The sequence below is a fragment of the Commensalibacter sp. M0268 genome (assembly GCF_016101925.1).
Taxonomy (GTDB): domain Bacteria; phylum Pseudomonadota; class Alphaproteobacteria; order Acetobacterales; family Acetobacteraceae; genus Commensalibacter; species Commensalibacter melissae.
In genome coordinates this window covers 141,537-167,168 of the sequence record NZ_JACFPQ010000004.1, presented here as the reverse complement: position 1 = coordinate 167,168, position 25,632 = coordinate 141,537, and the positions used below count along the sequence as shown (strand labels likewise).

At 32.9% G+C, this 25,632-nt stretch carries 25 protein-coding genes and 1 tRNA gene; 12 read left to right on the top strand and 14 right to left on the bottom strand.

The genetic code is table 11. The annotated features are described in order from the left end of the window. Window positions 1-24: 24 nt before the first annotated feature. Window positions 25-297 carry a hypothetical protein gene (locus tag H3R28_RS07950; protein WP_155566463.1) on the top strand — a complete coding sequence of 91 codons (273 nt, stop codon included), beginning with the start codon at window positions 25-27 and terminating at the stop codon, window positions 295-297. Between the two features lie 77 nt (window positions 298-374). On the opposite strand, the gene H3R28_RS07945 is transcribed toward H3R28_RS07950, so the two are convergent. Together H3R28_RS07945 and H3R28_RS07940 are read right to left on the bottom strand one after the other, a co-directional pair. Next, the gene (locus H3R28_RS07945) at window positions 375-629 is read right to left on the bottom strand and encodes a hypothetical protein (RefSeq protein ID WP_198210589.1); all 255 of its coding nucleotides are present in this window, start codon (window positions 627-629) and stop codon (window positions 375-377) included. A 486-nt stretch (window positions 630-1,115) separates the two neighbouring features. Then, window positions 1,116-2,087, bottom strand: a complete 972-nt coding sequence (locus H3R28_RS07940) for a GlxA family transcriptional regulator (RefSeq protein ID WP_198210588.1) — start codon at window positions 2,085-2,087, stop codon at window positions 1,116-1,118. Between the two features lie 425 nt (window positions 2,088-2,512). Between H3R28_RS07940 and H3R28_RS07935 the strand changes: the two genes are divergently transcribed. The 4 genes from H3R28_RS07935 (at window position 2,513) to H3R28_RS07920 (ending at window position 7,526) form a co-directional block, all read left to right on the top strand. After that, complete coding sequence (locus tag H3R28_RS07935; RefSeq protein ID WP_198210587.1) at window positions 2,513-3,301, top strand: phosphatase PAP2 family protein; 789 nt, start codon at window positions 2,513-2,515, stop codon at window positions 3,299-3,301. 152 nt (window positions 3,302-3,453) lie between these two features. Continuing rightward, a complete protein-coding gene (locus tag H3R28_RS07930) occupies window positions 3,454-3,813 on the top strand; it encodes a hypothetical protein (RefSeq protein ID WP_198193943.1) in 360 nt (119 codons plus the stop codon). A gap of 210 nt (window positions 3,814-4,023) precedes the next feature. Beyond that, window positions 4,024-5,334 carry an HlyD family efflux transporter periplasmic adaptor subunit gene (locus tag H3R28_RS07925; RefSeq protein ID WP_198193941.1) on the top strand — a complete coding sequence of 437 codons (1,311 nt, stop codon included), beginning with the start codon at window positions 4,024-4,026 and terminating at the stop codon, window positions 5,332-5,334. Then, the gene (locus tag H3R28_RS07920) at window positions 5,331-7,526 is read left to right on the top strand and encodes a peptidase domain-containing ABC transporter (RefSeq protein ID WP_198210586.1); all 2,196 of its coding nucleotides are present in this window, start codon (window positions 5,331-5,333) and stop codon (window positions 7,524-7,526) included. Before H3R28_RS07925 ends, H3R28_RS07920 begins: the two co-directional genes overlap by 4 nt. 186 nt (window positions 7,527-7,712) lie before the next feature. Here the strand turns inward: H3R28_RS07920 and H3R28_RS07915 are convergent, their stop codons facing one another. Together H3R28_RS07915 and H3R28_RS07910 are read right to left on the bottom strand one after the other, a co-directional pair. After that, a complete protein-coding gene (locus H3R28_RS07915; protein WP_196424091.1) occupies window positions 7,713-8,234 on the bottom strand; it encodes a hypothetical protein in 522 nt (173 codons plus the stop codon). A 99-nt stretch (window positions 8,235-8,333) separates the two neighbouring features. After that, complete coding sequence (locus H3R28_RS07910; protein ID WP_198210613.1) at window positions 8,334-9,656, bottom strand: ammonium transporter; 1,323 nt, start codon at window positions 9,654-9,656, stop codon at window positions 8,334-8,336. A 388-nt stretch (window positions 9,657-10,044) separates the two neighbouring features. On the opposite strand from H3R28_RS07910, the gene cysE reads away from it, so the two are divergent. After that, complete coding sequence (gene cysE / locus H3R28_RS07905) at window positions 10,045-10,881, top strand: serine O-acetyltransferase (protein ID WP_110439502.1); 837 nt, start codon at window positions 10,045-10,047, stop codon at window positions 10,879-10,881. On the opposite strand, the gene H3R28_RS07900 is transcribed toward cysE, so the two are convergent. Both H3R28_RS07900 and rlmB read right to left on the bottom strand, forming a co-directional pair. Next, the gene (locus H3R28_RS07900) at window positions 10,874-12,019 is read right to left on the bottom strand and encodes a DUF563 domain-containing protein (protein WP_155567771.1); all 1,146 of its coding nucleotides are present in this window, start codon (window positions 12,017-12,019) and stop codon (window positions 10,874-10,876) included. The two genes, cysE and H3R28_RS07900, sit on opposite strands and share 8 nt — an antisense overlap. A 62-nt stretch (window positions 12,020-12,081) precedes the next feature. Continuing rightward, window positions 12,082-12,834: a 23S rRNA (guanosine(2251)-2'-O)-methyltransferase RlmB gene (gene rlmB / locus H3R28_RS07895; RefSeq protein ID WP_155568925.1), complete on the bottom strand. Its 753-nt coding sequence runs from the start codon at window positions 12,832-12,834 to the stop codon at window positions 12,082-12,084. Window positions 12,835-12,967: 133 nt separating this feature from the next. Between rlmB and H3R28_RS07890 the strand changes: the two genes are divergently transcribed. Together H3R28_RS07890 and H3R28_RS07885 are read left to right on the top strand one after the other, a co-directional pair. Next, window positions 12,968-13,053, top strand: a tRNA-Tyr gene (locus H3R28_RS07890). Between the two features lie 217 nt (window positions 13,054-13,270). Beyond that, on the top strand, window positions 13,271-13,657 hold the full coding sequence (locus tag H3R28_RS07885) for a VOC family protein (protein ID WP_155568924.1): 387 nt from the start codon (window positions 13,271-13,273) through the stop codon (window positions 13,655-13,657). Window positions 13,658-13,709: 52 nt separating this feature from the next. Here the strand turns inward: H3R28_RS07885 and H3R28_RS07880 are convergent, their stop codons facing one another. Next, window positions 13,710-14,990 (bottom strand): O-acetylhomoserine aminocarboxypropyltransferase, encoded by a 1,281-nt coding sequence (locus tag H3R28_RS07880; protein WP_198210585.1) that lies wholly within the window; start codon window positions 14,988-14,990, stop codon window positions 13,710-13,712. A gap of 481 nt (window positions 14,991-15,471) precedes the next feature. On the opposite strand from H3R28_RS07880, the gene H3R28_RS07875 reads away from it, so the two are divergent. Then, on the top strand, window positions 15,472-17,016 hold the full coding sequence (locus H3R28_RS07875; protein WP_122123136.1) for a phosphoenolpyruvate carboxykinase: 1,545 nt from the start codon (window positions 15,472-15,474) through the stop codon (window positions 17,014-17,016). 89 nt (window positions 17,017-17,105) lie between these two features. Here the strand turns inward: H3R28_RS07875 and H3R28_RS07870 are convergent, their stop codons facing one another. From H3R28_RS07870 to ssb, 4 genes are all read right to left on the bottom strand, one after another. Beyond that, complete coding sequence (locus tag H3R28_RS07870) at window positions 17,106-18,545, bottom strand: glycoside hydrolase family 32 protein (RefSeq protein ID WP_198210584.1); 1,440 nt, start codon at window positions 18,543-18,545, stop codon at window positions 17,106-17,108. A 307-nt stretch (window positions 18,546-18,852) separates the two neighbouring features. Beyond that, entirely contained in the window at window positions 18,853-19,002 is a 150-nt protein-coding gene (locus H3R28_RS07865; protein ID WP_156188443.1) for a hypothetical protein, read from the bottom strand. Between the two features lie 448 nt (window positions 19,003-19,450). Then, the gene (locus H3R28_RS07860; protein ID WP_198210583.1) at window positions 19,451-19,993 is read right to left on the bottom strand and encodes a hypothetical protein; all 543 of its coding nucleotides are present in this window, start codon (window positions 19,991-19,993) and stop codon (window positions 19,451-19,453) included. 16 nt (window positions 19,994-20,009) lie between these two features. Continuing rightward, the gene (gene ssb, locus H3R28_RS07855) at window positions 20,010-20,405 is read right to left on the bottom strand and encodes a single-stranded DNA-binding protein (protein WP_198210582.1); all 396 of its coding nucleotides are present in this window, start codon (window positions 20,403-20,405) and stop codon (window positions 20,010-20,012) included. A gap of 510 nt (window positions 20,406-20,915) precedes the next feature. Between ssb and H3R28_RS07850 the strand changes: the two genes are divergently transcribed. From H3R28_RS07850 to H3R28_RS07840, 3 genes are all read left to right on the top strand, one after another. Further along, window positions 20,916-21,434 carry a flavin reductase gene (locus H3R28_RS07850; protein ID WP_110439457.1) on the top strand — a complete coding sequence of 173 codons (519 nt, stop codon included), beginning with the start codon at window positions 20,916-20,918 and terminating at the stop codon, window positions 21,432-21,434. 250 nt (window positions 21,435-21,684) lie between these two features. Next, entirely contained in the window at window positions 21,685-22,425 is a 741-nt protein-coding gene (locus H3R28_RS07845; RefSeq protein WP_198185495.1) for a LexA family transcriptional regulator, read from the top strand. 174 nt (window positions 22,426-22,599) lie between these two features. Continuing rightward, on the top strand, window positions 22,600-22,911 hold the full coding sequence (locus H3R28_RS07840; protein ID WP_198185494.1) for a MarR family winged helix-turn-helix transcriptional regulator: 312 nt from the start codon (window positions 22,600-22,602) through the stop codon (window positions 22,909-22,911). A 387-nt stretch (window positions 22,912-23,298) separates the two neighbouring features. Here the strand turns inward: H3R28_RS07840 and H3R28_RS07835 are convergent, their stop codons facing one another. From H3R28_RS07835 to H3R28_RS07825, 3 genes are read right to left on the bottom strand one after another with little or no spacing between them, the layout of a single operon-like run. Beyond that, window positions 23,299-24,264 (bottom strand): HesA/MoeB/ThiF family protein, encoded by a 966-nt coding sequence (locus tag H3R28_RS07835; protein ID WP_198185493.1) that lies wholly within the window; start codon window positions 24,262-24,264, stop codon window positions 23,299-23,301. Beyond that, window positions 24,261-24,866, bottom strand: a complete 606-nt coding sequence (locus H3R28_RS07830; RefSeq protein ID WP_232342216.1) for a thiamine phosphate synthase — start codon at window positions 24,864-24,866, stop codon at window positions 24,261-24,263. Before H3R28_RS07830 ends, H3R28_RS07835 begins: the two co-directional genes overlap by 4 nt. Next, the gene (locus H3R28_RS07825; protein WP_198185492.1) at window positions 24,866-25,630 is read right to left on the bottom strand and encodes a thiazole synthase; all 765 of its coding nucleotides are present in this window, start codon (window positions 25,628-25,630) and stop codon (window positions 24,866-24,868) included. Before H3R28_RS07825 ends, H3R28_RS07830 begins: the two co-directional genes overlap by 1 nt. Window positions 25,631-25,632: the final 2 nt, after the last annotated feature.

Sequence of the window (25,632 nt, the reverse complement as noted above, 5' to 3'; positions counted from 1 at the left end):
AATTTTTTATGAAGGTATAGACAAATGAAAATTTTACAAACAAACGAATTGTCAAAAGTTGCTGGCGGTCATGGTCACAATAATAACCATCAACATCATAACAATAATCAACAGCATAATAATAATCATCATGATAGAGTTATTAATCCTCCTCATAATGATAAAGCTGATGGCTTGGCAAAACTCAATATCATTAAAACCGGATTAGAAAACGGTGATAATTGGGCCACAATCGGAAAAAATATTCACAACTATTTTGCTGAGAAATATAGTTTTGTTGATCATTTTGGCAGATAAGAGCCTTTATGCAACCTTGATAGAATTGCTTCATCAAGGTTGCATCATTTATTAATTTTAATAATTTTATAATAAAACTATTTTAACGCGACCTTGCCAATAAAGTTTTTTAGTTCCTCTTCAGACATATCTTCTAATGTTTTGATTTGTGTCATTTCTACTTTTGCATCATTCAATTTTGGATGACAATACGGTGCTGTCTTATAGGCAATTTCCAAAACTGTTTCATATTTTTTTTCCTCCAAAGCTTTGTTCATTATTAAAATCATTATTTCTAATGGCAACTTATGTTTTTTTAAAAATTTAATTTTTCTAGCTCGAGGATTTTCCATAATTATTTGCTTAAAATATTATCTAATAATATCAATTAAATTTTTATAGAATAAAAATTTTATAGAATAAAAAAAATCATTATTTTAAAATAATGATTAGTAATATTAAACCATGTAATAGAAGTAAAATATTACAATATTATGAAATAGTTTTTCAAATTAACCATTAAATTAATATTAATTTAATATTATTAATTCTTTTTTATATTCCCTTAATTATGAGTTCACATAATTAAGGGAAAACCAGTAATTAAAAGTATTATTAAAAATTATTGTAAAAATATATTAACTAAAAAAAGAATGTGCTTATTAATTTTCTAATAAAATATATTTATAATTTTTTTTAAGTTATTTCAATGATTATTTCGTCACCTCATTAAAATGTTACCTATTGTTATACATCTACTTGACTTTTATTTATATTTAATAAAATTAATTGTTGTTGTACTTAAAACAATTTTACTTTCAACATAATATTAAAAATTTTTAAACGGTAAAATTCCGACGATAAAGACTGGGAGATAATCCTACTATTTTTGTAAATATCTTACGAAACGCATTTAAATCTTTATAGCCACATTCAATTCCTATCTCATCAATCAATTTTTTTGAAAATTGTAATAAAAATTGAGCACGGCAAATTCGATGATGTTGAATATATTCTGTAACAGTCATTCCCGTGGCTTTAATAAAACGCCTCTGCAATGTCCGTATTTCCAATCCTGTTACTTTCGATAACTGTTTCAATGTAATATTCATATTCTTTTGATTAGATATCCATTTTTGTCCCTTAATTATTGGAATATCTCCATGCGTTAAATTAGGTGAAAAAATATTAAAATGACTTTGTGCACGTCTTGCCGGTTGGACCAAAAAAAATCGTGCAACTTCAGCCATAACTATGGAACCAAAAAATTTTTTCACCAATTCCAACCCAAGATCTATCCAAGATAATGAACCTGCCGTCGTAATAATATTTCTTTCCTCAATGACCATAGAATCAAAATCAGTATAGATATTTGGAAACTGGTTTTTAAATCGATTTTTTAACTGCCAATGAGTCGTTACTGTATAACCATCCAATAGTCCAGTCTCTGCCAATAAAAAAATGCCATTGCCAATAGAGGCAATTGTACAAGGTTGTTTCAAGGAATGTTTTAAAAAATTAATATGCGTATTATATTTACTTCCAGATGGAAATTCATCTGTACAAGGAGGGACAATAATAACAGAAAAATTCAAGTCATTTTTTTTAACAATAAATGAAGGCAGGTCAAAATTCATTGTTGGCTTATCAATTTTTACAATTTTAATTTGAGGTATGGGAAGGTTAGTATTCCAATTCTCTTTGACCAACTGATTGGCTACAGAAAAAAAATCAATTAAACCGAAAATGGCTCCTTGTTGAACATTAGGGTACATTAAAAGACCAATATTAATAAGATCTATTTTTTTCATATATCATTATCCATACTGTTTTTATTACATAAGCAAGCGATAAAAACTGTTTAAAATTTTTTACGTAAAATGTATTTGAAGTCTTAAATTTATTAATTTAAATTAAACATCATAAACTAATTGATTATGGTGAGCTCTGATAATTCTTTATATTAACTATTCCTTAAAAAATATTATTTATAAAAATAAGTAACGATATTCAACTCTGTGAATATTTATTTTAAAAAAACGTTTTCCTTATAATCATTTCAAAACAAAAATATTAATAATATTTAATTTTTATAACAAAGCAATCCATAATTTTAAATACCATACATATTCATCAAAACTATCATGAATAATAAATATAATAAAAACATAAAACATGTGATAAATTTACTTAATATATTACCTTTAATTTTTTTATAACAAATAAATAGAGACCAATGAATTATAAAAAAACAATTATTCTTACATTATTAATAAATATCCTAATATTCCCCTTAACTGGACAATCCAGCAATTTACAAAAAGATGAAATTAAAAGACTATTTATTAAATCAAAAAAATTACCCTTGCATACTGATCAATTCGCAAATAGTTTGAAACTTTTACCGCCCCCACCAGATAGAAATAGTCAACTATTCGCAATTGATAAAGAAATATATCTCAATACACGCAAACTTATAAATACATCTCGATGGATCCAAGCCATTGAAGAAGCCGCTATTTTTAACGGAACAATCGGAAAGAACTTTTCTAAAACCATCGGTATTGAAATATCCAAAAAAAATACCCCTATCACTCAAGATTTTTTAGAGGATCTGTTAATCATGAGCGGTAATTTTGGAACTGATAAAGCTAAAAAACACTATCAAAGAATTCGTCCCTTTATGTATTATCACACACACAGCTGTACTCCAGAGGATGAGAACCTACTGCGTAAGGATGGTTCATACCCCTCGGGTCACGCAGCTTTTGGATGGTCCGCCGCCTTATTTCTATCCGAAATTTTTCCAGATAAACAAGACCAGATATTGAAAGAAGGTTATGAATTCGGACAAAGTCGCGTTATTTGTGGTGCACACTGGCAAAGCGATGTAGACGCAGGCCGATTGATCGGAGCTGAAGTCGTCGCTCGTTTACATGCAAATCAAGAATTCAGAGAAAAACTTAAAAAAGTTAAACAGGAACTCCTCAAAAAGTCACGGGAAACCCATTTTAATAAAAATTAACAAACTTCTAATAAAAATGCAATTATCGTTTAACATTTTCAATGATTAAGTACTATTGATAAATCACAATTGTATTTTTGATTTGATGTGTTAATAATTTGATGATAGGTTATTGAAATAAATTATAACCCCTTCTATTCAGGAATATTAAAATGCGAGAAATTACATCACATGAAATCAATAGCGTATCAGGTGGATCTTTTTTGGGTGATATTATTGGGGGCAATATTACACTTCCCGTTTCTTCCGCTTTAATAGGCTCTTTCATAGGTGCTTCAATTGGAGGAATTGTCGATAATCTTTATGGTAGCTTAACAGGAATTAAAACCAACAATGAAGCAAATGCCGGAAGTAAACTTGGAAGTGGTATTGGATCTATTGTTGACGCAGCCAAATCAAAAAATGCCGCCGATATAAGTAGCAATGTTAACAATGCAATTTCTGGGATAGGATTAGGTACAGTTGGAATTATTAATGGAATATCGCAGGGAATTTCTAATCTCTTCCATTAGTTTCAACATACATAATGATATTTTCCTGCAACTATTCATTATATTATTTAAAATAAGTTGTTTTTATCGTGTAAATTGATTCACCTAAATTAATATAAATATAAAAAATCTTTAGAGAATATATGATACTTCAATCATAAACATTTATGATTGAAGTAATGTTTCTCACTATTCTTACAAAATTTATTTAATCTATCAAGATTATTATCCATGAATTCTCTTTTCAGGCATGAAGTTTTAGAAGCAAAACGAGATACATGGTTAGGTCGCGTACAGGATGTACAACCTATTCCTATAAAAATCATCGCGATTATCTCATTCATTTGTGTCATTATTATCATATTATATACTATTTTCGGTGGTTATACGCGTCGTATACATGCTTCCGGCAGCATTATGCCTACAGAAGGGTTAATCACTATAGGATCAAGAACAAATGGCATTGTTATTGAAAAAAACGTTATAGAGGGCCAATTTGTTCATAAAGGCGATAAATTATTCACGATAAGTCTCGAAAACACCTCTATCAATGGACCCACACAACAATTAACTAATAACTTGTTGAAAAAACAAAAAAATATTCTTGAAAAACAGCTTGCACTCAAAGAAAAGGCCGCTCCCATTGAAAAAAACAATATTAAAGAAACACTCTCTAATCTTTACAAACAGCATGACAAAGTTACCCAGCAAATCGAAAATGACAATCAAATAATCCCCTTGGTCCAACAATCGTTACTGATGATTGAAAAAGCCAAGAAAATGTCTTTGGCAACAAATCAGGAATATCAGAATCAATTATATACATATGCCCAAATTCTAGGTACTCATGCACAGTTCTTACAAAATCAAACATCGATTGAAGGCCAAATATTAGAAAATGCATCAAAATATCAACTGTACGATACCAATTACCAACATGATCTAAATGAAATTAAAAAAAGCATAAATGATATTGATCAGAAAATCATACTGGGAGAACGTAATCAAACTATTTTTGTTACAGCCCCCATAAATGGAACCATAACAGCGCTTCGGGGATATATCGGTCAGCAAGTTTCACAAGATTCCGCCTTAACAAGTATAGTTCCAGAAGGTCAAGCAATCGAAGCTGAACTTTATGTTCCTAGTTCAGCCGTGGGACTTTTAAAGAAAAATAGCAATGTTATCTTACGTTATGCAGCATTTCCATATCAAAAATTTGGTCTATACAACGGGACTGTTACCGAAATTACTTATACACCAGTTACATCGGATATAATGGGTAAAGACAGCAATCCCAATTTAAAAAATGAAATAATTGGTCCAAACAGTAAGATTGATCGTAACTTTTATAGAATTCGGGTAAAACCTGAAAAAAACTTCATTGCAGCTTATCCCAATAAAAAATATTTTTTGCAGCCCGGAATGCAAGTTGAAGCTGATATTGCCGTTGATTATCGTCGCCTTTATCAATGGATGTTCCAACCCATTATTGAGGTTAACGATACTATTAAAACAAGATTAACGAAACCGAACTCATGATTAATACATTGAAAAGACTAAATTTTGGTTTTCGCCAAACTGTTCCCGTAATTTTACAAGTGGAAGCTTCCGAATGTGGCCTGGCATGTCTTGCCATGATTATGAGTTATTATGGAAATTATATTGATCTAACAACATTTAGACAAAGAGAATCTATTTCTATCAAGGGAATTACCCTACAGAATATTGTTGATATTGCGCAACGGAATAACTTGACAACACGTCCTTTGCGTTTGGAAATGGAAGAACTAAACAAATTACGCTTACCTTGCATTCTTCATTGGAGTTTAAACCATTTTGTCGTGTTAACAGATGTAAAAACCAATGGAATTATGATTAATGATCCCGCCCGTGGAAAACGTAAGGTACTTTGGGGTGAAATCAATAATGAATTTACAGGAGTGGCACTTGAGATTGCTCCCGACCAAAATTTTACCCGAAAAGATGAGCGCAACAATCTTCATTTACGTGATCTTTTCAGAAAAACAGACGGTCTTAAAACAACCCTGTTTTATCTTTTATTAACATCTCTTGGGTTGGAAGCTATTTCAATTGTCATGCCTATGGCCTCGCAAGTCATTATTGATGAAGTCATTGTGACTTTGGATAACGGCTTGCTAACAACAATTACAGTTGGAATTGCCATTCTTATTTTGCTGCAAATGCTTATTTCCACAGCCCGAACATGGATGGTCATGCTTTTCAGCACCCGTGTATCTGTTCAATGGAACGCCAGTCTTTTTGAACATTTATCCAAATTACCGCTGGATTATTTCTTGAAAAGACATGTTGGAGATATATTATCCCGTTTCGGTTCATTAGGTATTATTCAACAAACCATTACAACTGATATGGTACAAGCAGTCATGGATGGTTTAATGGCAATTGGTATGTTTGTAATGCTAATCATCTATGGTAAATGGCTGGCACTTGTAACATTAATTGCTGTAATCCTTGACGGTATAAGCCGTCTTGTGGCTTATCGCCCTTACAAGCAAGCCTCTGAAGAGGGTATTGTCTATAATGCTAAAAAGGATTCACATCTTATTGAAACTTTGAGAGGTATGGCAAGTATCAAGTTACTTGGATTGCGGGAGCGAAGACGTGCACGCTGGTTAAATTTATTGGTTGATGCAATCAATGTCGGATTAAAAACACAACGTTATGACCTTATTTTTGGACGTATAAATGATTCCATCTTCGCTATTGACAGGTTAATAATGTTGGTAATCGGGGCACATTACGTCATGGATAATAAAATGACAGTTGGAATGCTGGTTGCCTTTCTATCCTACAAAGACCAATTCACCGGACGCATAGGCAATCTTATCGGTGCCGCCTTCAAACTAAAAATGCTTTCTATCCAGAGTGATCGTATTTCAGATATAGTCTTAACACCTACAGAAAGTGAAGAAAATGCTATAATATCTATATCGAATAATAACAGATTGACGGAACAACTTCATATTAATGATCAAAACCATCTTGTGTGTAAAAATTTGGGTTTTAGATACTCTCCTGCTGAACCTTGGGTATTTCGTAATATAAACCTGAAAATTCCAAAGGGTAAAAGTATTGCTATTGTAGGCGCATCAGGATGTGGAAAGTCAACAATTTTAAAAGCAATGATGGGTTTAACCCATCCAGAGGAAGGTGATATCTACTTTAACGGTCGAAATATATTAAAAGAATCTCTAGACAATTACCGACAAGAAATTGCTGGTGTTTTACAGGATGATGGACTGTTTTCTGGTTCAATTGCAGATAATATTTGCGGGTTTGATGATAAACCTGATCAGGAAAAAATTATTGAATGTGCACAGAAAGCTGCAATTTTACAAGATATAATGGCAATGCCCATGAAATTTGAAACATTTGTTGGTGATATGGGAAGTTCCTTGTCAGGAGGACAAAAACAAAGGGTTATTTTAGCCAGAGCTTTATATCGCCAACCAGCAATCCTATTTTTAGATGAAGCAACCAGCAGTCTGGATGAACCAACAGAAGCCCATATTGCGACAATACTAGATGAAATGAATATAACACGCATTATTGTGGCACACCGGCCTGCAACAGTTGCGCATTGTGATTATGTTATTGTAATGGATGTTGAAAATGCACAATCTGGAAAAATTGAAATTGTTGAAAGACAAGAACTTATTCACAGACACCAACAGCATAAAACATCATAAACCTTCAATTCAAAAGATAATTCCGGATACGGTTTTTTAAAAGAACATAATTTTATATATTAATCAGTTTGGTTATAATACAATCAGAAAACCAGGAAATTAACCCTGTTACAATTTATTTCAATAATTTAAATATAAAAAGCCTGTTCTAATTAAAAAAACAGGCTTTTATAAACTGTGGAAAAATTATTGTGCTGAACCAGATTTAAAATGTTTCATACAATCACTATAATAACCGCCGCCTTTTTGAATCCATTTCAAATTGCCATTCTTATTATCGGCTTTGTTCGCTTTATATTGATCCAAACAGGTATGCATCCGAGCAGTACCTTCTTTCTCATTTGAATATTTACTATCAACCGCGTTTGGAAAAACTGCATCACCTGCTGCTATACTTGATGCTGTAGCATCTTGTTTAGCTGGAGATTTAGAAGAAGCTTTATTCTGGGATGTATCAGATTTTTTCGCATCTTGCTGATGCATTTCATCTTTGACAGATCTTTCATCTTTACAATTAGCTGCCTTGAATTCTCTAAACGTTTTTTCTTTGACGGTTCCAGCTTTTTTAGCTGCCGTAAACTGCTGATGACATTCTTTGGATGTAACAGCATGGACAGCATTATTTACCAGCAAAGAGGTTCCGACAAAAGATGTAATAGCTAAACCGGCACCTATAACAGGAAAGCGCGCAACTATGGATTTTATCATTTATAATACCCTTACATAAATAAAAGGTTTAATATTCTTAAACCAATAGTATTAAAGCGCTTTTTGTTAAAAATTGTAAACAAAAATAATTGCTAATATTTAATTTATCTGTTCATTATGTAAAACCATATCCAACCCTTGCCTTTCTGAATCTGTATCCACACGCAATCCAATCAAAAAATCAATTATTTTCAATAAAACAAATGAAACAAAACTACTCCAGATTATTGTGACAGCAACCGCCTCAATCTGGGCAATAACAAGATGCAAAGATGCACTAATACCCACTGGATCTGTCTCTGTAGCGGACAATGGACCAAAGGCAAAAACACCGGTTAAAATTGCCCCGATAATTCCCCCCATTCCATGAATACCAAAAGCATCAAGAGAATCATCATATCCCAATTTTCGTTTTAAATAAGAACAACTCCAAAAACAAATCAACCCGCCTAGAAATCCCATCAATAAGGCCGGGCCAGGCATTACAAAACCAGCTGCTGGGGTAATGACTACCAAGCCAGCCACTGCTCCAGAAACAATACCAAGTACTGTTGGTTTTTTTCGAATAGTCCATTCGATCGACATCCAGCCAATACCACCAGCGGCGGCAGCAATCTGTGTTACAAGTACCGCCATGGCTGCTCGACCATTTGCACTCAAGGCAGATCCTCCATTAAAACCAAACCACCCAACCCATAATAGGGAAGCGCCCATAACAGCATAACCTACATTATGCGGTGCCAAATCACTTCGACCATACCCTAACCGTTTTCCTGCAACCAGAGCACATATTAAACCAGCAATACCGGCATTAATATGAACAACCGTTCCACCTGCAAAATCAATTGCCCCTAGATTGGCCAACCAGCCCGTCGGATTCCAAACCCAATATGCAACAGGAACATAGGAAAATAATGCCCATAATATGCAAAATATACATAGGGCAGAAAATTTTATACGTTCTGCAACCGATCCAACCAAAATTGCCACAGAAATAATGATAAATGTCATTTGAAACATAACATAAACACTTTGTGGGATAGTCATAATGACAGGATTGTTTCCATTGGCTCCTAATATGAACCCCTTATCAACACCCATGTGATAGTTGCCAAGAATTCCATTCAACATAAATTGTGATAAATTACCAATAAAAGAATTCCCTGTCGTAAATACAAGACTGTATCCCACTGTTATCCATATTAAAGTAACAAGACAACATATAGCAAAGGATTGCATCATTGTTGCAAGAACATTTTTCTTGCGAACCATCCCTGCATAAAATAAGGCCAATCCTGGAATTGTCATTAATAAAACCAATGCACTGCTGATTAACATCCATGCCGTATCACCACTATCCAAAACAGGCATCACTGGCAAAGCCCCTAATGCAGAGTCTGGAATTAATCCAACTATACACATCAGATACAGAAAAATTTTTTGAATATTCAGAAAATTTTTATTTTTACATTTCATTGGAAACTATTCCCGTACAATCCAAGTAAAACCCACTTTATTCTATCAAATCAATAGTTTATGCTTATGATACATAGAATGAAATCTTATTGTTTTAGTCCTTATTCAACTATTAAACATTGTTAGACAAAGCACAATCCTTTGCAAAAAAAATTATATGATTTTTTTTACATGTAAAAAAAATCTGGTCATTTGAATAAAAATATAGTTTCCTTATATGTCTTGTTAACCAAAGTCACATTTTTCCCTAAGGATACTGATAAATTTGCATGAGGGCATGATGAAAAAAAAATTTGGTCAATCTCTTCATCCAATTGCACCTACTCAAAACGCAATGAATGATCCGAATAACCTATTAGCGAGCGGCCCCGACAGCCACGAAATAAACCTTCAAGCCTTGTGGGAAAAAATGGTTCAAGAAAGCAATGGATGTTGTGATCCTTTATTATCCAGTTTTTTTGATACATGCATTCACAGCCATCATGATTTCAAAACCGCCCTGACTTGTATGATAGGACGCAAATTAGAGGATGCCTCCATCCCCTATCAGGCATTAACTGATTTAATCAAACAGGTGTACAGAACCAATCCGCCTCTCATTTCCATAGCTGCAGCCGATTTGATCGCGGTTATGATGAGAGACGCAGCATGCTCCGATTTAATTACACCATTTCTATTTTTCAAGGGATTCCACTCCATTCAGGCCCATCGCATTTCCCATTGGCTATGGCATAATCAAAGACGCTATCTGGCACTTCATTTACAAAGCCGTATTTCGGAAGTGTTTGGGGTTGATATACATCCTGCCGCCCGTCTGGGACAGCGAATCATGATAGATCACGCCACTTCTGTTATTATTGGGGAAACCGCTGTTGTAGAAGATGACGTTTCAATTTTACAAGAAGTTACCCTTGGGGGAACGGGCAAAGATGAAAAAGACCGTCATCCCAAAATCCGTCGGGGAGTCTTGATTGGTGCAGGTGCAAAAGTATTGGGAAATGTGGAAATTGGAGAAGGAGCCAAGATTGGTGCAGGGTCAATTGTTTTAGAAGCAGTCAAACCTTACACAACCGTAGTTGGCAACCCTGCCCGACAAATCGGGGTACGTCATAAAGATTTACCTGGAGTATCAATGGATTTAAGTCTTCCCCCTATTGATTACGTTATTTAACAACTGCATTATCAACAGAACGCATATAAGGTTCAAGTTCATCAAGTCTCTTCATGACAAATGCTACATCAATTGGTTTTTCCCAGGCACTAAGATGATCTGGCGCCCCATGATCAACACCACTGTCAAATTGATCGGCCCAATAACGCAATCCGCTTTGTAAAGACAAGACCAGAAAACATGGATTGATATGATGACTTGGAATCAATTCATAAATCAAAGTGTCTTTTTGACAGAAAACGATATTTGATAAACCTGCACCCAACAAACCAACCACAATTTTTGCATAATGAAAAAGCATGATTTGTTCATCTAGACTGTATAATTCAGGATTTAAAATAAAATATCCTCTTTTCTCCAACGCTTCAACAAGCTTTTCCTCATTAGGTAAATGCCGATTATTCTTATTTACGCGACTAATATATATCTTGTCATATTTCGCTATTGACTGAATAGATACAACAGCATTCTGTTTCATTTTGACATATGCCTGCTCAGAAAGCTTTGAACAGGAATAGCCAAATTTTTGTGAGAGATAATCAAAATAATAAAATTCTGAAAATCTATATTGTTTTTCCTTTTCAATGGGATAACACATGGATAAGTCAAGTCCCAGCAATTCCAAACTGCGTTTACGCCATAACATCAATGGGTAAGGCAAAAGAAATTTGGCTTTTATTCCTGATTGCATTGCCGCATAATAAGCTGGAATGGCATGCATCATCCAATGAAAATAATTGTTTTCCCAATGATCAGAACAACAGAATACAGCTCCCTGATCTCGCGCATCAATCAGTTTATCCGATTGAATGTGGATGGAATTGAGCAAATTTTCCGATAAGTAATAATTGCTGTTGGTGATAACCCGGTTTTGTTTGAAATATACCATATGATAAACATCGAGGGTTATATCTTTCAGATGATAACGGTAAATTGTCTCGGCTGGATGTTTCCAGTGCAAAAAAGGATATGATTGATTGTTTGCAAATTCCTGAATATTCTTCCATCGCGGGCTGCCATAACATCCAATCGTTTTTTCAATCTTAACAGTTTCAATAGAATGGTGATTTATACGATTTTGCTGATGAAAAACTAAATCTTTTATTTTTTCACGCGTTGATACAGACAATCTAAACAAGCTGATCTTTACCTTTAATATTGCATAAAAAGAACAATTTTAAATAAACTAACATAAAATTTCTAGATTAAATTAGAATGGATTATTTCGTACAAGGCAATGGCACCCGCAACTGATACGTTTAAACTGTCAATATCCCCGGCCATATATAATGAAACAATTTCATCACAATTTTGACGGACAAGCTGTCGCAGTCCCTTACCTTCGGCACCCAACACCAATGCCACTTTTCTTTTCTTATAATTTTGACCATTTAGAACCTCACCCTGCGCATCCATTCCAAGAACCCAAAAACCTTTTTCCTTTAACTGCTTCATGATACGTGAAAGATTAACCACTTTCATTACCAATACAGAATCAAGAGCACCCGATGCCGCCTTGGCCAAAACCCCGCTTTCTTCTGGGGAATGACGATCCTGCATAATAATTCCAGCTGCCCCAAATGCCATTGCCGAACGTAAAATAGCACCAACATTGCGAGGATCTGTAACTTGATCAAGGATGAGCACGGGTCCATGCCGTTTCACTATATCCTCTAAATCTGGGTCGGGAAGTGGCATAACCTGTAATGCAACGCCCTGATGTACAGCATTCCGACCACAAAACCTATCCAACATCATACGATCAACAATTTCATAAGATATATTTAAAGGCCGTTCCAATTTGGTCATTAAAGTGTCAAATGTCTCTTGTGTAGCCAACAAACGATTTTTTTGACGTAATGGATTTTTCAAAGCCGCTTGCACAGAATGCAAACCATATAACCAATATCCACCCTCTTTTTGATGAGAATTAGAAACAGGTTTTTTACTCATATATGATTCAATCTTTTCTATATATTTAAAAATCAAATGATTATAGAGAAAATCAAAAAAATCTACAAAGAAAAGTTAAAAACTGTGTTGACATCTATCAAAAGAACCTGTTATTTGTTTTCCATCTTCCAAAGGAGGGGTGCCCGAGTGGCTAAAGGGGGCGGACTGTAAATCCGCTGACGTGCGTCTACGTTGGTTCGAATCCAACCCCCTCCACCATATTAAATAATTGAATTCTCATTTTTTATTTATTTCAAAAAAATCAATTTATCGTTAAATTTATTTTGTAGTTTTTATAAAGTTAATCCACCAAAAAACAAAAAATAATAATAAGCGTCTGCAAAACCATAACGAAAAACAATTTTTACTTGCAAAACAATCCATATCCAAATAATCTTTGTTTCATTTTCGTTATATTTAGAAAGCAATGTAAACTATGATTAATTCCATTGATCATATTGTGCTGACAACATACAGGCTTGATGCGTGTATCCATTTTTACACTCAGGTTTTACAATTTTCCCTGCAACATTTTGGACAAGATCGAATAGCTTTTAAATTTGGCAATCAAAAGATCAATGTTCATGAATATGGTAAGGAAATTGAACCAAAGGCACATTTACCCGTACCAGGCTCTTTAGATATCTGTTTTGTTACTCAAGAAAAACCAGCAACAATTCTTGCTCATTTACAGAAACATGGAATTAAACCGCTTGAGGGTCCTGTCAACCGAACAGGGGCGCAGGGGGCCATTGAATCCATTTACCTACGTGACCCTGATCTGAATTTAATCGAGATTGCACGATATATTGAAAACCCCTGAATCAAACAAGGGGTATTTTTAAAAATCAATAACTCTTATTCTATATTTTATCTTAACTTTGTGCCAAGGCCTGTTCAAGATCCTGAATAATATCATTTACATTTTCGATACCAATCGATAGACGAATCACATCGGGTCCCGCTCCTGCAGCAATTTTTTGTTCATAACTTAATTGACGATGTGTAGTCGATGCAGGATGAATGACTAAGGAACGCGTGTCTCCAATATTAGCTAATAAAGAAAACATTTTTAACGAAGAGACAAACCGGACAGCTGAATCATATCCTCCTTTTATTCCAAAGGTAAATACTGATCCAGCCCCTTTAGGCGCATATTTCTTCTGCAAATCATGATATTTATTATCAGGCAATCCAGCATACGAAACCCACGCAATCTTTTCATGATTAGCCAGATAATGAGCTACCACATTTGCATTGTCACAATGACGCTGCATACGCAAAGGTAAGGTTTCAATTCCCGTTAAGATCAAAAATGCATTAAAAGGAGAAATTGTTGGACCAAAATCACGCATACCCAATACACGCGCAGCAATTGCAAAAGCCGATGAACCTGCCGCATCCGCAATAACCAACTCTGCATAATCATGTCGTGGCTCTGTAATTTTTTTATATTTGTTATCTTTTTTCCAATCAAATTTACCACCATCAACAATAATGCCGCCCATCGAATTTCCATGTCCCCCCATAAATTTAGTCAGGGAATGAATCACGATATCGGCACCATGTGCAAAAGGGCGAACCAGATAAGGCGTCGCCATGGTGTTATCCACAATCAAAGGGATATGATTGGCATAAGCAATTTTTGCAATGGCCTCTATATCAACAATTATACCACCAGGGTTTGCAAAGCTTTCAATAAAAATCGCCTTTGTCCGACCATCAATTGCTTTTTCAAAAGTGGATAAATCGTCAATATCGGCAAAACGAACATGCCAGTCAAATGATTTGAAAGACTGGGCAAACTGGTTAATTGAACCACCATATAATTGACGGGCGGCGATGAAATTATCCCCTGCCTCCATCAGGGTATGAAAGGTTAAAAACTCTGCAGCATGTCCAGAAGCAGTTGCCAATGCTGCACTTCCTCTCTCCAGTGCTGTCACCCGTTCTTCCAATACAGACTGGGTTGGGTTCGTAATCCGACCATAAATATTTCCCGCATCTGTCAAGGCAAAGCGATTGGCTGCCTGATCAACATCTTTAAAAACATAAGCTGTAGTCTGATAAATCGGTGTTATTCTTGCCCCTGTTACTGGATCAGGTGTTGCCCCCGCATGAATAGCCAAGGTTTCAAAATTGGTATTTTTACTCATTATTTATGATCCGATATAAAAATGAAAAATGATGCCAAATCATCATTTATGATGATTTGTTTTTCGTTAAATTATCTGTTTATCGAAAATTACGAAATAAATGTAATACAATTCAAAAATATCGACAATCATTATTAAAAATCGAATCGAATAATCGAATTTTTTTAAAAAAAATCGATATAATTTCATAATTATATTCAAATTTAAGTGATAATAAAATCAGAATAATATTTTTTTAAATAAATATTGATTTAAACAGATAAAAGGATCTATTTGTATCGTTCTTCAATAACCCTTGAATACATTCATATGCTTTTTCCAAAAATAACGATCCTGATCAAGAATTTTAACAATTATAATCATGACAAACCCTTTTTGATAATTTAAATAGATAAATAATAGCATATATGTGATTAAACAACCGACTGCATATAATTCATAATTTTATCTTTAAACCTGATAATGCCGTTGGAAATATTGAATGAATCACGTTAAACATTATACAGATATTAGCATCGCAGAACTTGTTGAGTTAGCCATTCAACGCAATGAAGGAAAATTGGCCGCTAATGGTGCGTTAACAGTAAAAACGGGCAAACGAACCGGACGGTCCCCGGCTGATCGTTTTATTGTTAAAGAAGCCATAACAGAAAATGCGATTAATTGGGGTAAAATTAACCAACCTTATTCCGAAAATAAATTTGACACCTTATGGAAACATGTCGAGGATTATATCAATCGACAAGCATGTTTCATTTCTCATGTTCATGTCGGGTCTGATCAAAATTATTATCTACCCGTCAAAATGATTACCGAAACCGCTTGGCATAACGTGTTTGGAAGATGCCTTTTCATCAATCCTGATATTTATAATCCAAAACAACTTTCTGAATGGCAAATTATCAACGCTCCCGGTTTCAAGTGCAATCCTGAACGAGATGGTACCAATTCTGAGGGAACTGTCATCATTAACATTTCTCAAAAAAAAGTTTTACTTGCAGGAATGCCTTATGCCGGGGAAATGAAAAAAGCCATGTTCTCTGTGCAAAATTTTCTTTTGCCTGAACAAGACGTTTTACCCATGCATTGTGCAGCAAATGTTGGCGAAAAAGATGATGTAACCTTATTTTTTGGATTGTCAGGAACAGGTAAAACAACACTTTCAGCCGATGAACACCGTTACCTGATTGGAGATGATGAACATGGTTGGGGTGCAGGAACAGTTTTTAATATTGAAGGAGGATGCTATGCAAAATGTATTCATCTTAGTGAAAAAAATGAGCCCGTTATCTGGCGAGCCATCCGTTTTGGAAGTGTTCTTGAAAATGTCGTATTAGATAAAGCAACACGTGAGCCTGATTACAATGATGAACAATTCACTCAGAATACAAGAGCTTGCTACCCTCGTGATTTCATTGTGAAACGAGCAAAAAATAACAAAGGGGGCGAACCTAATGCAATTATCTTTTTGACTTGTGATTTAACCGGCGTCTTGCCACCTGTTGCCATTCTAAATCATGAACAAGCTGCATACCATTTTCTTTCTGGATACACCGCATTGGTTGGATCAACGGAAATAGGATCCGGTTCAGGAATCAAATCCACATTCTCAACATGTTTTGGTGCACCTTTTTTTCCACGTCCACCACAAGTCTATGCAGAACTTTTAATCAAACGAATTAAGAATTTTCATTCGCATGTTTATTTGGTTAATACAGGATGGACAGGAGGTGGTTATGGTGTAGGTAAAAGGTTCAAAATTCCAACAACGAGAGCAATTATCCATGCGATACAAAATGGCCTTATTAACGAAACAAAAACAGAGCATCTTGAAATTATGAATCTGGATATTCCCACTGCAATACCTAATGTTGAAAATAAAATTCTAAATCCACGCAACTGTTGGAAAGATCCACAAGCTTATGATCAAGCCGCACAAAATTTAGCGCAACAATTTATTGATAATTTCAAAAAATTTAACGTCTCTGAAACTATCTATCAAGCAGGACCCAAATTAAAATATTAGATAATAATTTTTTAACAAATTTTATTGAACATAATGATGAGAAGATAGTTTGAAAAATTATTCTCATCATCAAAATTGTAACTTTCAGATTATTTAAAAATTGAATCCAATTTCCATTGTTTTATATTTTTAAAAATTGCGGTCCCTTTCTCAGCAAATAACGTTAACTTTTTTTGGTCAGAAATCGGATAAATCTTGCTAGTTAAACTATATTCACCTTCATTAACAAAAATTTCTATAGAAGAGGCATCAATAAAAATATGTAAGTCTATTCGTAACATTCCCTTTAAAGAAATACTTCGACAGGATTGTAATTCATAATCAGAACTATATCGCTCAAATATTAACCGCTTCAAAGCTGAATCAACAATAATTCTTCCAGCACTTTCAATATTTAAACCATAACACCTACCTGAACTAGCAGTCAAATCAATCGATAGCTTCAGCTCTTGATATGTTTCATCCAATGAATAAACCTCATTATTTAAAGCAATCAATTCAAAATTTTTATAATCTGTTCTAAGTAATTCCAATTCTACAATTGGTTTACAATATAATTTACCAATCTCATTACATGAAACTTCTCTAGGCAAGGTTAACGCGCCGCTCCAACCCTCGGATTGATTAGGAAGAGGCACATCCCACATCTCCATCCATCCAACCATAATTCTACGCCCATCAGCAGCTTCAAATGTCTGGGGGGCATAAAAATCATGACCATGATCAATTTCTCTAAATGAAGTTTCAATAGAAAAAGTTCCATTCTTTTCCCATTGACCTATACAATAACCACTTTGATGTAAATTACGGTAATCATATTCCTGAGCAGGCATACCTTGAGGTGAAGTAATTAACACATCTTTATTATTAACACTAAAAAAATCAGGACATTCCCACATATAACCATCTACGCTATCTTTTGCCTGATGTAGGATACATCTAAATTGCCATTCTTTTAAATTATCCGATTGATATAACCTCACTTGACCCAAATCATTTACTTTTGCCCCCACAACCATCCACCATTTTTCCCGAGCTCGCCATACTTTGGGATCCCGAAAATCAACTATTCCTTCTGGAGGATATAAAACAGGTCCATGTTTGGTAAAATGAATTCCATCTATACTGGTCGCCATGCATTGGACTTGACAAATTCGTGAATCTTCACCGGTTTTCTCAAAAAATCTATGGCCTGTATAAAATAAGGTTAGTATACCATTGTTATTTACAGCTGAACCTGAATAACAACCATCCCGATCATATTCCTGATCAGGATATAAAGCAATTGGCATATGCTCCCAATGAACCATATCATCACTGACAACGTGCCCCCAATGCATAGGCCCCCATATAGGTTTATAAGGATAATGTTGAAAGAAAAAATGATATTTCCCGTTAATATAAATTAAACCATTTGGATCATTAATCCAACCATATTGAGCGGCAATATGAAATTTTGGATAATAATTATCACCCCTTTTCTTCATCGCTTCTTTAACAAAATTATCAGCTGAACTTAAAGATCTCATAATGATTTCCATTCAAAATATGAATGCCAATATTATTTAGTTAAATAGACGATCTAACAAGATCCATCCATAAATCGATAATTCCGTAACAGAAATTTTAAGATTATTTGTATGATATCATAATTTCATTCAAAATTTCTTTACAAAATAAATAAAATGAAATTTTTACGAATTAAATTGAAAAGCTTTATTTTGAACAACCTGCGATCAATTGGTCATGTGAATTATAATAAAATTCTATATTGCCTACTTCTGTATCTTGCACCATATTTACAATCGAAATCGAAATATCTATTATATTATAATACTATTGAAAATATTGCACATCAGCCAAATCATTATCCTTATAAAAAAATACTTGAATAGATAAAGCTTCAGGATTGGGAATTTTCTCTTCAACTCTAGGGAATGTTTTAATGATAACCTTATCATCATAAAAAGCTCTTGAATTTTGCATTTTACGAATAGTTTTTTTAAATTTTCATTAAAAGCATCTTCCGTATTAATATCCTAGCTTAAACAAGAATTTCTTCCATCCGGATACAAACTATCATTACTAACTATCAGATCCAATTGATGTCCAACCATCAATTTGAAAAAACATTTTATTTCAGCCTATCTTTTACATGAAGGTTACATTCATCTTGGACAATATATAAACACCAGATGTTTTTCCTACATAGTCAAGATGAGCTCAATATCATTTCGAAAATATATAAAAATATACTTTAACAATAAATTGAATTAGAGCTTATCCCATGTATGATAATTATATAAATACTTGTAACACGTATCATTATACCTAGGCATAAAAAAGCAGCCTAAAGGCTGCCTAATAAAGAATTATTAAAACTTTTCCATCTGATTAAATTACTAATTATATACGTTATAATTTTATCGTAAAATTATTTTTTTTCCAAAGCTTCTTCTAATAAAATAAAAGCTGATAGAACCTGACCCATAGTATAATTCAAATTCAAATTCAATTTAAGTAATTGGGATATTTCTTTACATTTCATATTTCCCAAAATAATCATATTCAAAATATCAAGATGATAACGCCCAATTTCTTGCCATATAGATAATAATTTACTGTATGCATCATGTTGTGAAGGTATTGGTTCCCAATTTCTACCACTTATTTTTCCCTCTTTCAACCAATGACTTATACGTGCGTAAATTGAACTGCTCTGTCCGAAAGCTTTTTCACACAAAATGGCATATCGTTCAGCACAATTACGTTGGGTAATACTTATACTACCACGATTCATCATCTCATCATAAACACATTTACGTCGTAATCGTGTAACTTTTTCATTTATATTTTGAGGATCAATACCAACATCAATTATTAGTTTTCCTGAATTATATTGCGCTTCCAGATGATGTTTACGTACAATAAAAGGTAATTTTTTTTTATTAATCCGTTTTTTTATACTTTTTTTCATAAAAGGCCTTCTTTAATTATGATGAAGCCTCTTGATTAATTAATAATTCCTCTTTTATATTATTATCATTCAACAATACTAATATTCCGTTGTGAGAGAAAAGAACAATTTCTGCGCTATAATGATTATTTTTCTGTTCATCGTACCATTTCCGAACTTTTAATTGTCCTTCAATGTATAGCTGATCCCCTTTTTTGATGACAGTTTCAATTTGTTTAATCAAATTTTTACTAAAAACGACAACTTTAAAATACTCAATTTTGTTAATTTGTTGAGCTGTACGTCGATTTTCCCAGCTATCATTTACCATTAAGACTAAAGTCGCTATGTTATCACCAGATTGAATCAATTTTATTTCTGGATCTTTGGCTAAAATACCAATCAAAACAACTTTATTTATAAAGCCACTCATTTCAGTTCCTATTCATATTAATTCTGCCATTAATGACATATTCTCATAAATTTTATTTAAATTGATGAATGACTATATATTGTAATTAAACCTTTTATTAATTCTACTACTATTCCTTTATTCTAATAATAACTAATCCAAATAAAATGTTAATTGTTATTATATATTAAAATTATTTTAGATATATAATACTAAACCATCTTTTAAGAAATAACTGCTTTTCCATATTCATAAATTTTTATTAATATTCATTATTTAAAACAGCACCTTCCTTATCTTTTCAATCAATTAACACTGTTTAAAAAAAAATCAAGCATAAATAATATTTTGATAAATTATTAATTTTTTAATCTATTAACAATCTATTTTTAAAAATTTTTTATGCAATTATATTTATTACACTAACTAAAATTTTAAATGTATATATAATTTAATTTGCCTTTAAATAGATATTTTATTAATTTTTTATAAATGAAATAATTAATTATTATTTTATATAAAGGATATTAAATGAACTTATCTATTTTAAATCAAGAGCAGAAAAATTTCCGTGATGCTATGTCGCAATTAGCTGCAGGTGTTTGCATTATAACTACTAATGGAAATACTGGTCCACACGGGATTACCGCAACATCAGTTTGTTCCATAACCGACACCCCTCCAACAATATTAGTCTGTATCAATAAAAAAAGTAAAGTAAATCAAATATTTAAAGATAATCAAAATATTTGTATCAATATTCTTTCTTCCAAACATTTGGATGCAGCAAAACATTTTGCCGGAATTACAAAGGTTAGTATGCAAGATAGATTTTTACAAGATGAATGGCAAAAAACTGACAAAAACCCACCATATCTTAAAGATGCATTGGTTTATTTGAAAGGTCAAATAAATGAAATTAAAGAATACGGTACACATTCACTTTTTTTCACAAATATTAATATAATTAATATCAACAATAAAAACGATAATCTTGTTTATTATGATAGAAATTTTTGCTCAACTTCAAAAATATTAGATATAAAATAAATTATAATAATATCATGAAAGATCATAATTTAGCTTCTACTTGATTCATTCATTAAATATATTTAATATCAATAAGTTATGTAGATCATATCCTATAATTTGAATAATTAAATTCTCTCTATAAAAAATTGCTATCCTTCATCAATTTAAATTGCAATAATGAATAAACGTATGGTATTTTAACCTTTATAATTTATATTCCGGTTAAAATACCACATATAATTAATTAGTATGGTATTATTCTTTAAAAATGAACATAAAAAAACTGTTATTTAACATTGAAAACATCATAAAAGAAAAAAATATTAGTGAACGCAAGGCATGTATTAATGCTGGTATAAGTCCAGATTTCATTAGAGATATGCGGAGAAATGGTAATTTTCCCAAAGTTGACAAGTTAATCAAGTTAGCAAATTCATTAAATGTCAGTATTGACTATTTTCTGAACGCCCTGAATCCACAATCTTTCCCTCCATCTTTAACTTTAAAAAACCCTTTTATTTCTCTAAAAATAATCTATATCAAAGGAAACATAGAAGCCTGTCAATGGATTCAGAAAATAGAATGGCCACGATCCGAATGGATTATTTTTCCCATTCCTGAGAATCCTGAATTTAAAAATACAAAAAGCTTTGCCCTGAATATCATGGATGAATCAATGAATTTGTTATACCCTAAAGGGTCTATAATCATTGCTGTCAACTTTTCTGATTTAGAAAGAGCTCCTAAAGATGGTGAATGTGTTGTTATCATTCGTTATGATAAATTAACAAATTGTTATGAGCAAACCCTTAAAATAGTTGAAATAAAAGAAAATGGAAAAATTTTCCTATGGCCTTATAGTAACAATCCTAATTTTACACACCCTATAATTTTACCACGTTCAAATCCTTTTCACTCAAAAAATAATGTTACACCATCTGTAACAATTCGAAGTCTTGTTATTGGTTGTTATCATAACACTATACGAAGAATAAAATTACAGAATTAAAAGATTTATTATTGTTAACGATTCGTTTCATTGCATTTGCGGGATTTTTACCAAAAATTGTTGACGACGGGTTTTTTCCCTATAAAATAAAAGCATAACACAAAAAATCATTGTTATATCAATACTTAATTGAAAAACCTTATTTATTTGTTTTCAAAAAGGATATTAATTAAAATGAATCTTTCTTTTCAAATTATTAAAAATTCTGCCAGTAGTCATTTTGCACTTACCGTTCGTCAACTTGCAATCTTATCCTTGGTTTATAACGAAGCGATTGAAGCGAGTGTCGATTATTATTCTAAAACATTAAATCTTTCTAAACCTGCTGTAACCAAGGCAATTAACCGTTTAGAAGAATTAAAACTCGTTAAACGTAAACCAGATACACAAGATGGACGTAAAGTAATCGTTTCATCAACATTAATTGGTCAGAATTATATTCAACAAATTCAAACTATACCTTATTCTATATATCATGCCTGTTAATCCTTAAACATTAAACTATATAATTTTAAACGCATCTTCTTTATCTCTTATAAAAAAATACATTACCGTAAAATATTTCCCCTTTATTTTTAAATAAAATATTTTAAAAACGCATATTTAAATCTTAATATTTAATTAATTAAATCTTATATTTAACTGAAAATGATATATTATTATTATTATTATTATTATTATTATTATTATTATTATTATTATTATTATTATTAAAAACATTCGATATATTCAAGAATATCATTACAATTATATTTAAAAACAATAATCGTTAAATTTGCTGAAATTTTTTTTTGATTGAATTAAAATATAACGTTTTTTGTATTATTAAATTACAATTTATTAGAATTTAATATAAATAATATTTTAAAAAAGTTAATCCGCTATGATGCCCAAATTTGTATAACCCTTAAATTGTAACTGATATGCTGCTTTAATAGCTCTTATCCCGGTTTTACAAATAAATATTATTCGTCGATCGGTCGGAAAATTACTATTTTCTATATTTTCAGGTTTCACCCGAATAACATGGGAATTAACACTGATTGGCGCTTCAATTTCATCCCGTAATTCAACCAAATAATCATCAACTTTGAGACTTTCCCTATCCAATAATGAAATAATTGTTTTTTGTTCAGGTTCTTCCGCATCATCAAAACAAATCTGACCAACTCTCCAGTTAATGCAATCTATATGGAACAAGTTTCCTAATGTCGGTTTGGAAAGCTTTAATATTATATTTATAGCCATTTCTGCCTGAATTGATCCCATAATCGCAACAACAGGTCCCATTACTCCAATATTATTACAATTATTGTTCGAAAACGAAGGTTTTGGAAAAACCGAGCGATAGCTTGGCCCACCACCACAAAAAGCCCCTACATATCCCTCAAATTCCAGAACAGAAGCACTTATAAAGGGAATATTCATTTCATAACATTTATCAGAAAGAAGATACGTCACCATAAAATTATCAGCCGCATCTATAACCAGATCAATTTCACGCATTGCATCAGAAATATATGAAAAACTTAATTTTTGAGCATAAGCCTCAATATGACACTCTGGATTTTGACGATATAAAATATTCTGCATTACCAAAGCTTTATGTTTGCCAAGATCAGATTTAGAGTACATATATTGTCGATGTAAATTAGATTCCTCTACAATATCATGGTCATAAACCCTTATAAAACCTATCCCCGCTGCACTAAGTAATGGTAAAACCGTATTACCCAATCCACCACATCCTACAACTAATAGACGGGCTTTTCTTAATCTCTCCTGACCTTCGATACCAACCTCAGATAACATTATCTGTTTTTTAAACCGTTTTTTCATTGATTGATGACCTTTTTAATCTGTCTTTGCCAAGCATTATAACGATTGATTGGATCTGACGCAGTCTTAATATCTGTTACTACTGCCAAACTATCTGCACCCGCTTTCAAAACATAAGGAATCCGTTCAACTGTTAATCCCCCGATAGCAACCAAAGGAATATTTCTTATTCTCTGTTTCCATCTGTTCAGTTTTGATAACCCTTGCGGGTGCCATTTCATTTTCTTCAATACAGTCGGATAAATTGGTCCCAATGCAATATAGTCAGGGTAAAGCTTCAACGCAATTTCCAACTCTGATCTATCATGTGTGGAAATCCCATATTGAATTCCTGCATTTCGTATTCTGTTAAAATCTGTTTTTAATAAATCTTCTTGTCCTAAATGAACAAAATTTATACCCAATTCTAAAGCCAATTCCCAGTAATCGTTCAAAATCAATTGCGCACCATAACGTTCACAACAGATTTTTGCTTCCATAATATTTTGCCTCAAATCCGGTTGAGACATATTTTTAATTCGCAATTGAATCAATTTAACCCCAACAGGCAATAATTTTTTAATTAATGAAACAGACTCTGTAACTAAATAAAATTTTTCCATTATAATGATAGATCCGCCAATCCATATGCTGGTGTTGAGGCGTAGGCCATATTACGCTTTTCCATTAATCCCGCTTTATATGCTATCCGTCCCGCTAAAATAGCTTTGTTAAAAGCATCCGCCATTAGAATAGGATCTTTTGACTTCGCAATTGCCGTATTTAGTAAAATTGCATCAAAACCTATTTCCATCGCTTGGATTGCTTGACTTGGCGCTCCAATCCCCGCATCAATAATAAGGGGAATATTTTTAAAATATTGACGCATTGTTTTTAATCCTTCAATATTACGCAAACCTTGTCCAGATCCAATCGGTGCCCCCCATGGCATCAAAAGTTGACAACCTGCCTCTAATAACTTTTCACCAACAATTAAATCCTCGGTCGTATAAGGAAAAACCTCAAACCCTTCTTTTGACAAAATCCTGGCAGCTTCAACTGTTGCAAAAGGATCTGGTTGTAAAGTATCCGCATGACCGATAATTTCCAGCTTAATCCAGTTTGTTTCAAAAACTTCACATGCCATCTGCGCTGTTGTCACGGCCTCTTTCACGGTATGGCATCCTGCCGTGTTTGGCAGAAACCTTTTTTTTGTTTTTGCTATTAACTGACGAAATTCAGAACCTCCCACCCCTTCCCTGCGTAAACTGACAGTTATAATTTCTGCCTCTGAAGCATGAATGGCTTGTATCAAGATATCTGGCGAAGGGTAACCGGCAGTACCCAATAACAATCTTGAATGAAGATTTTGATTATAAAATTGCACAA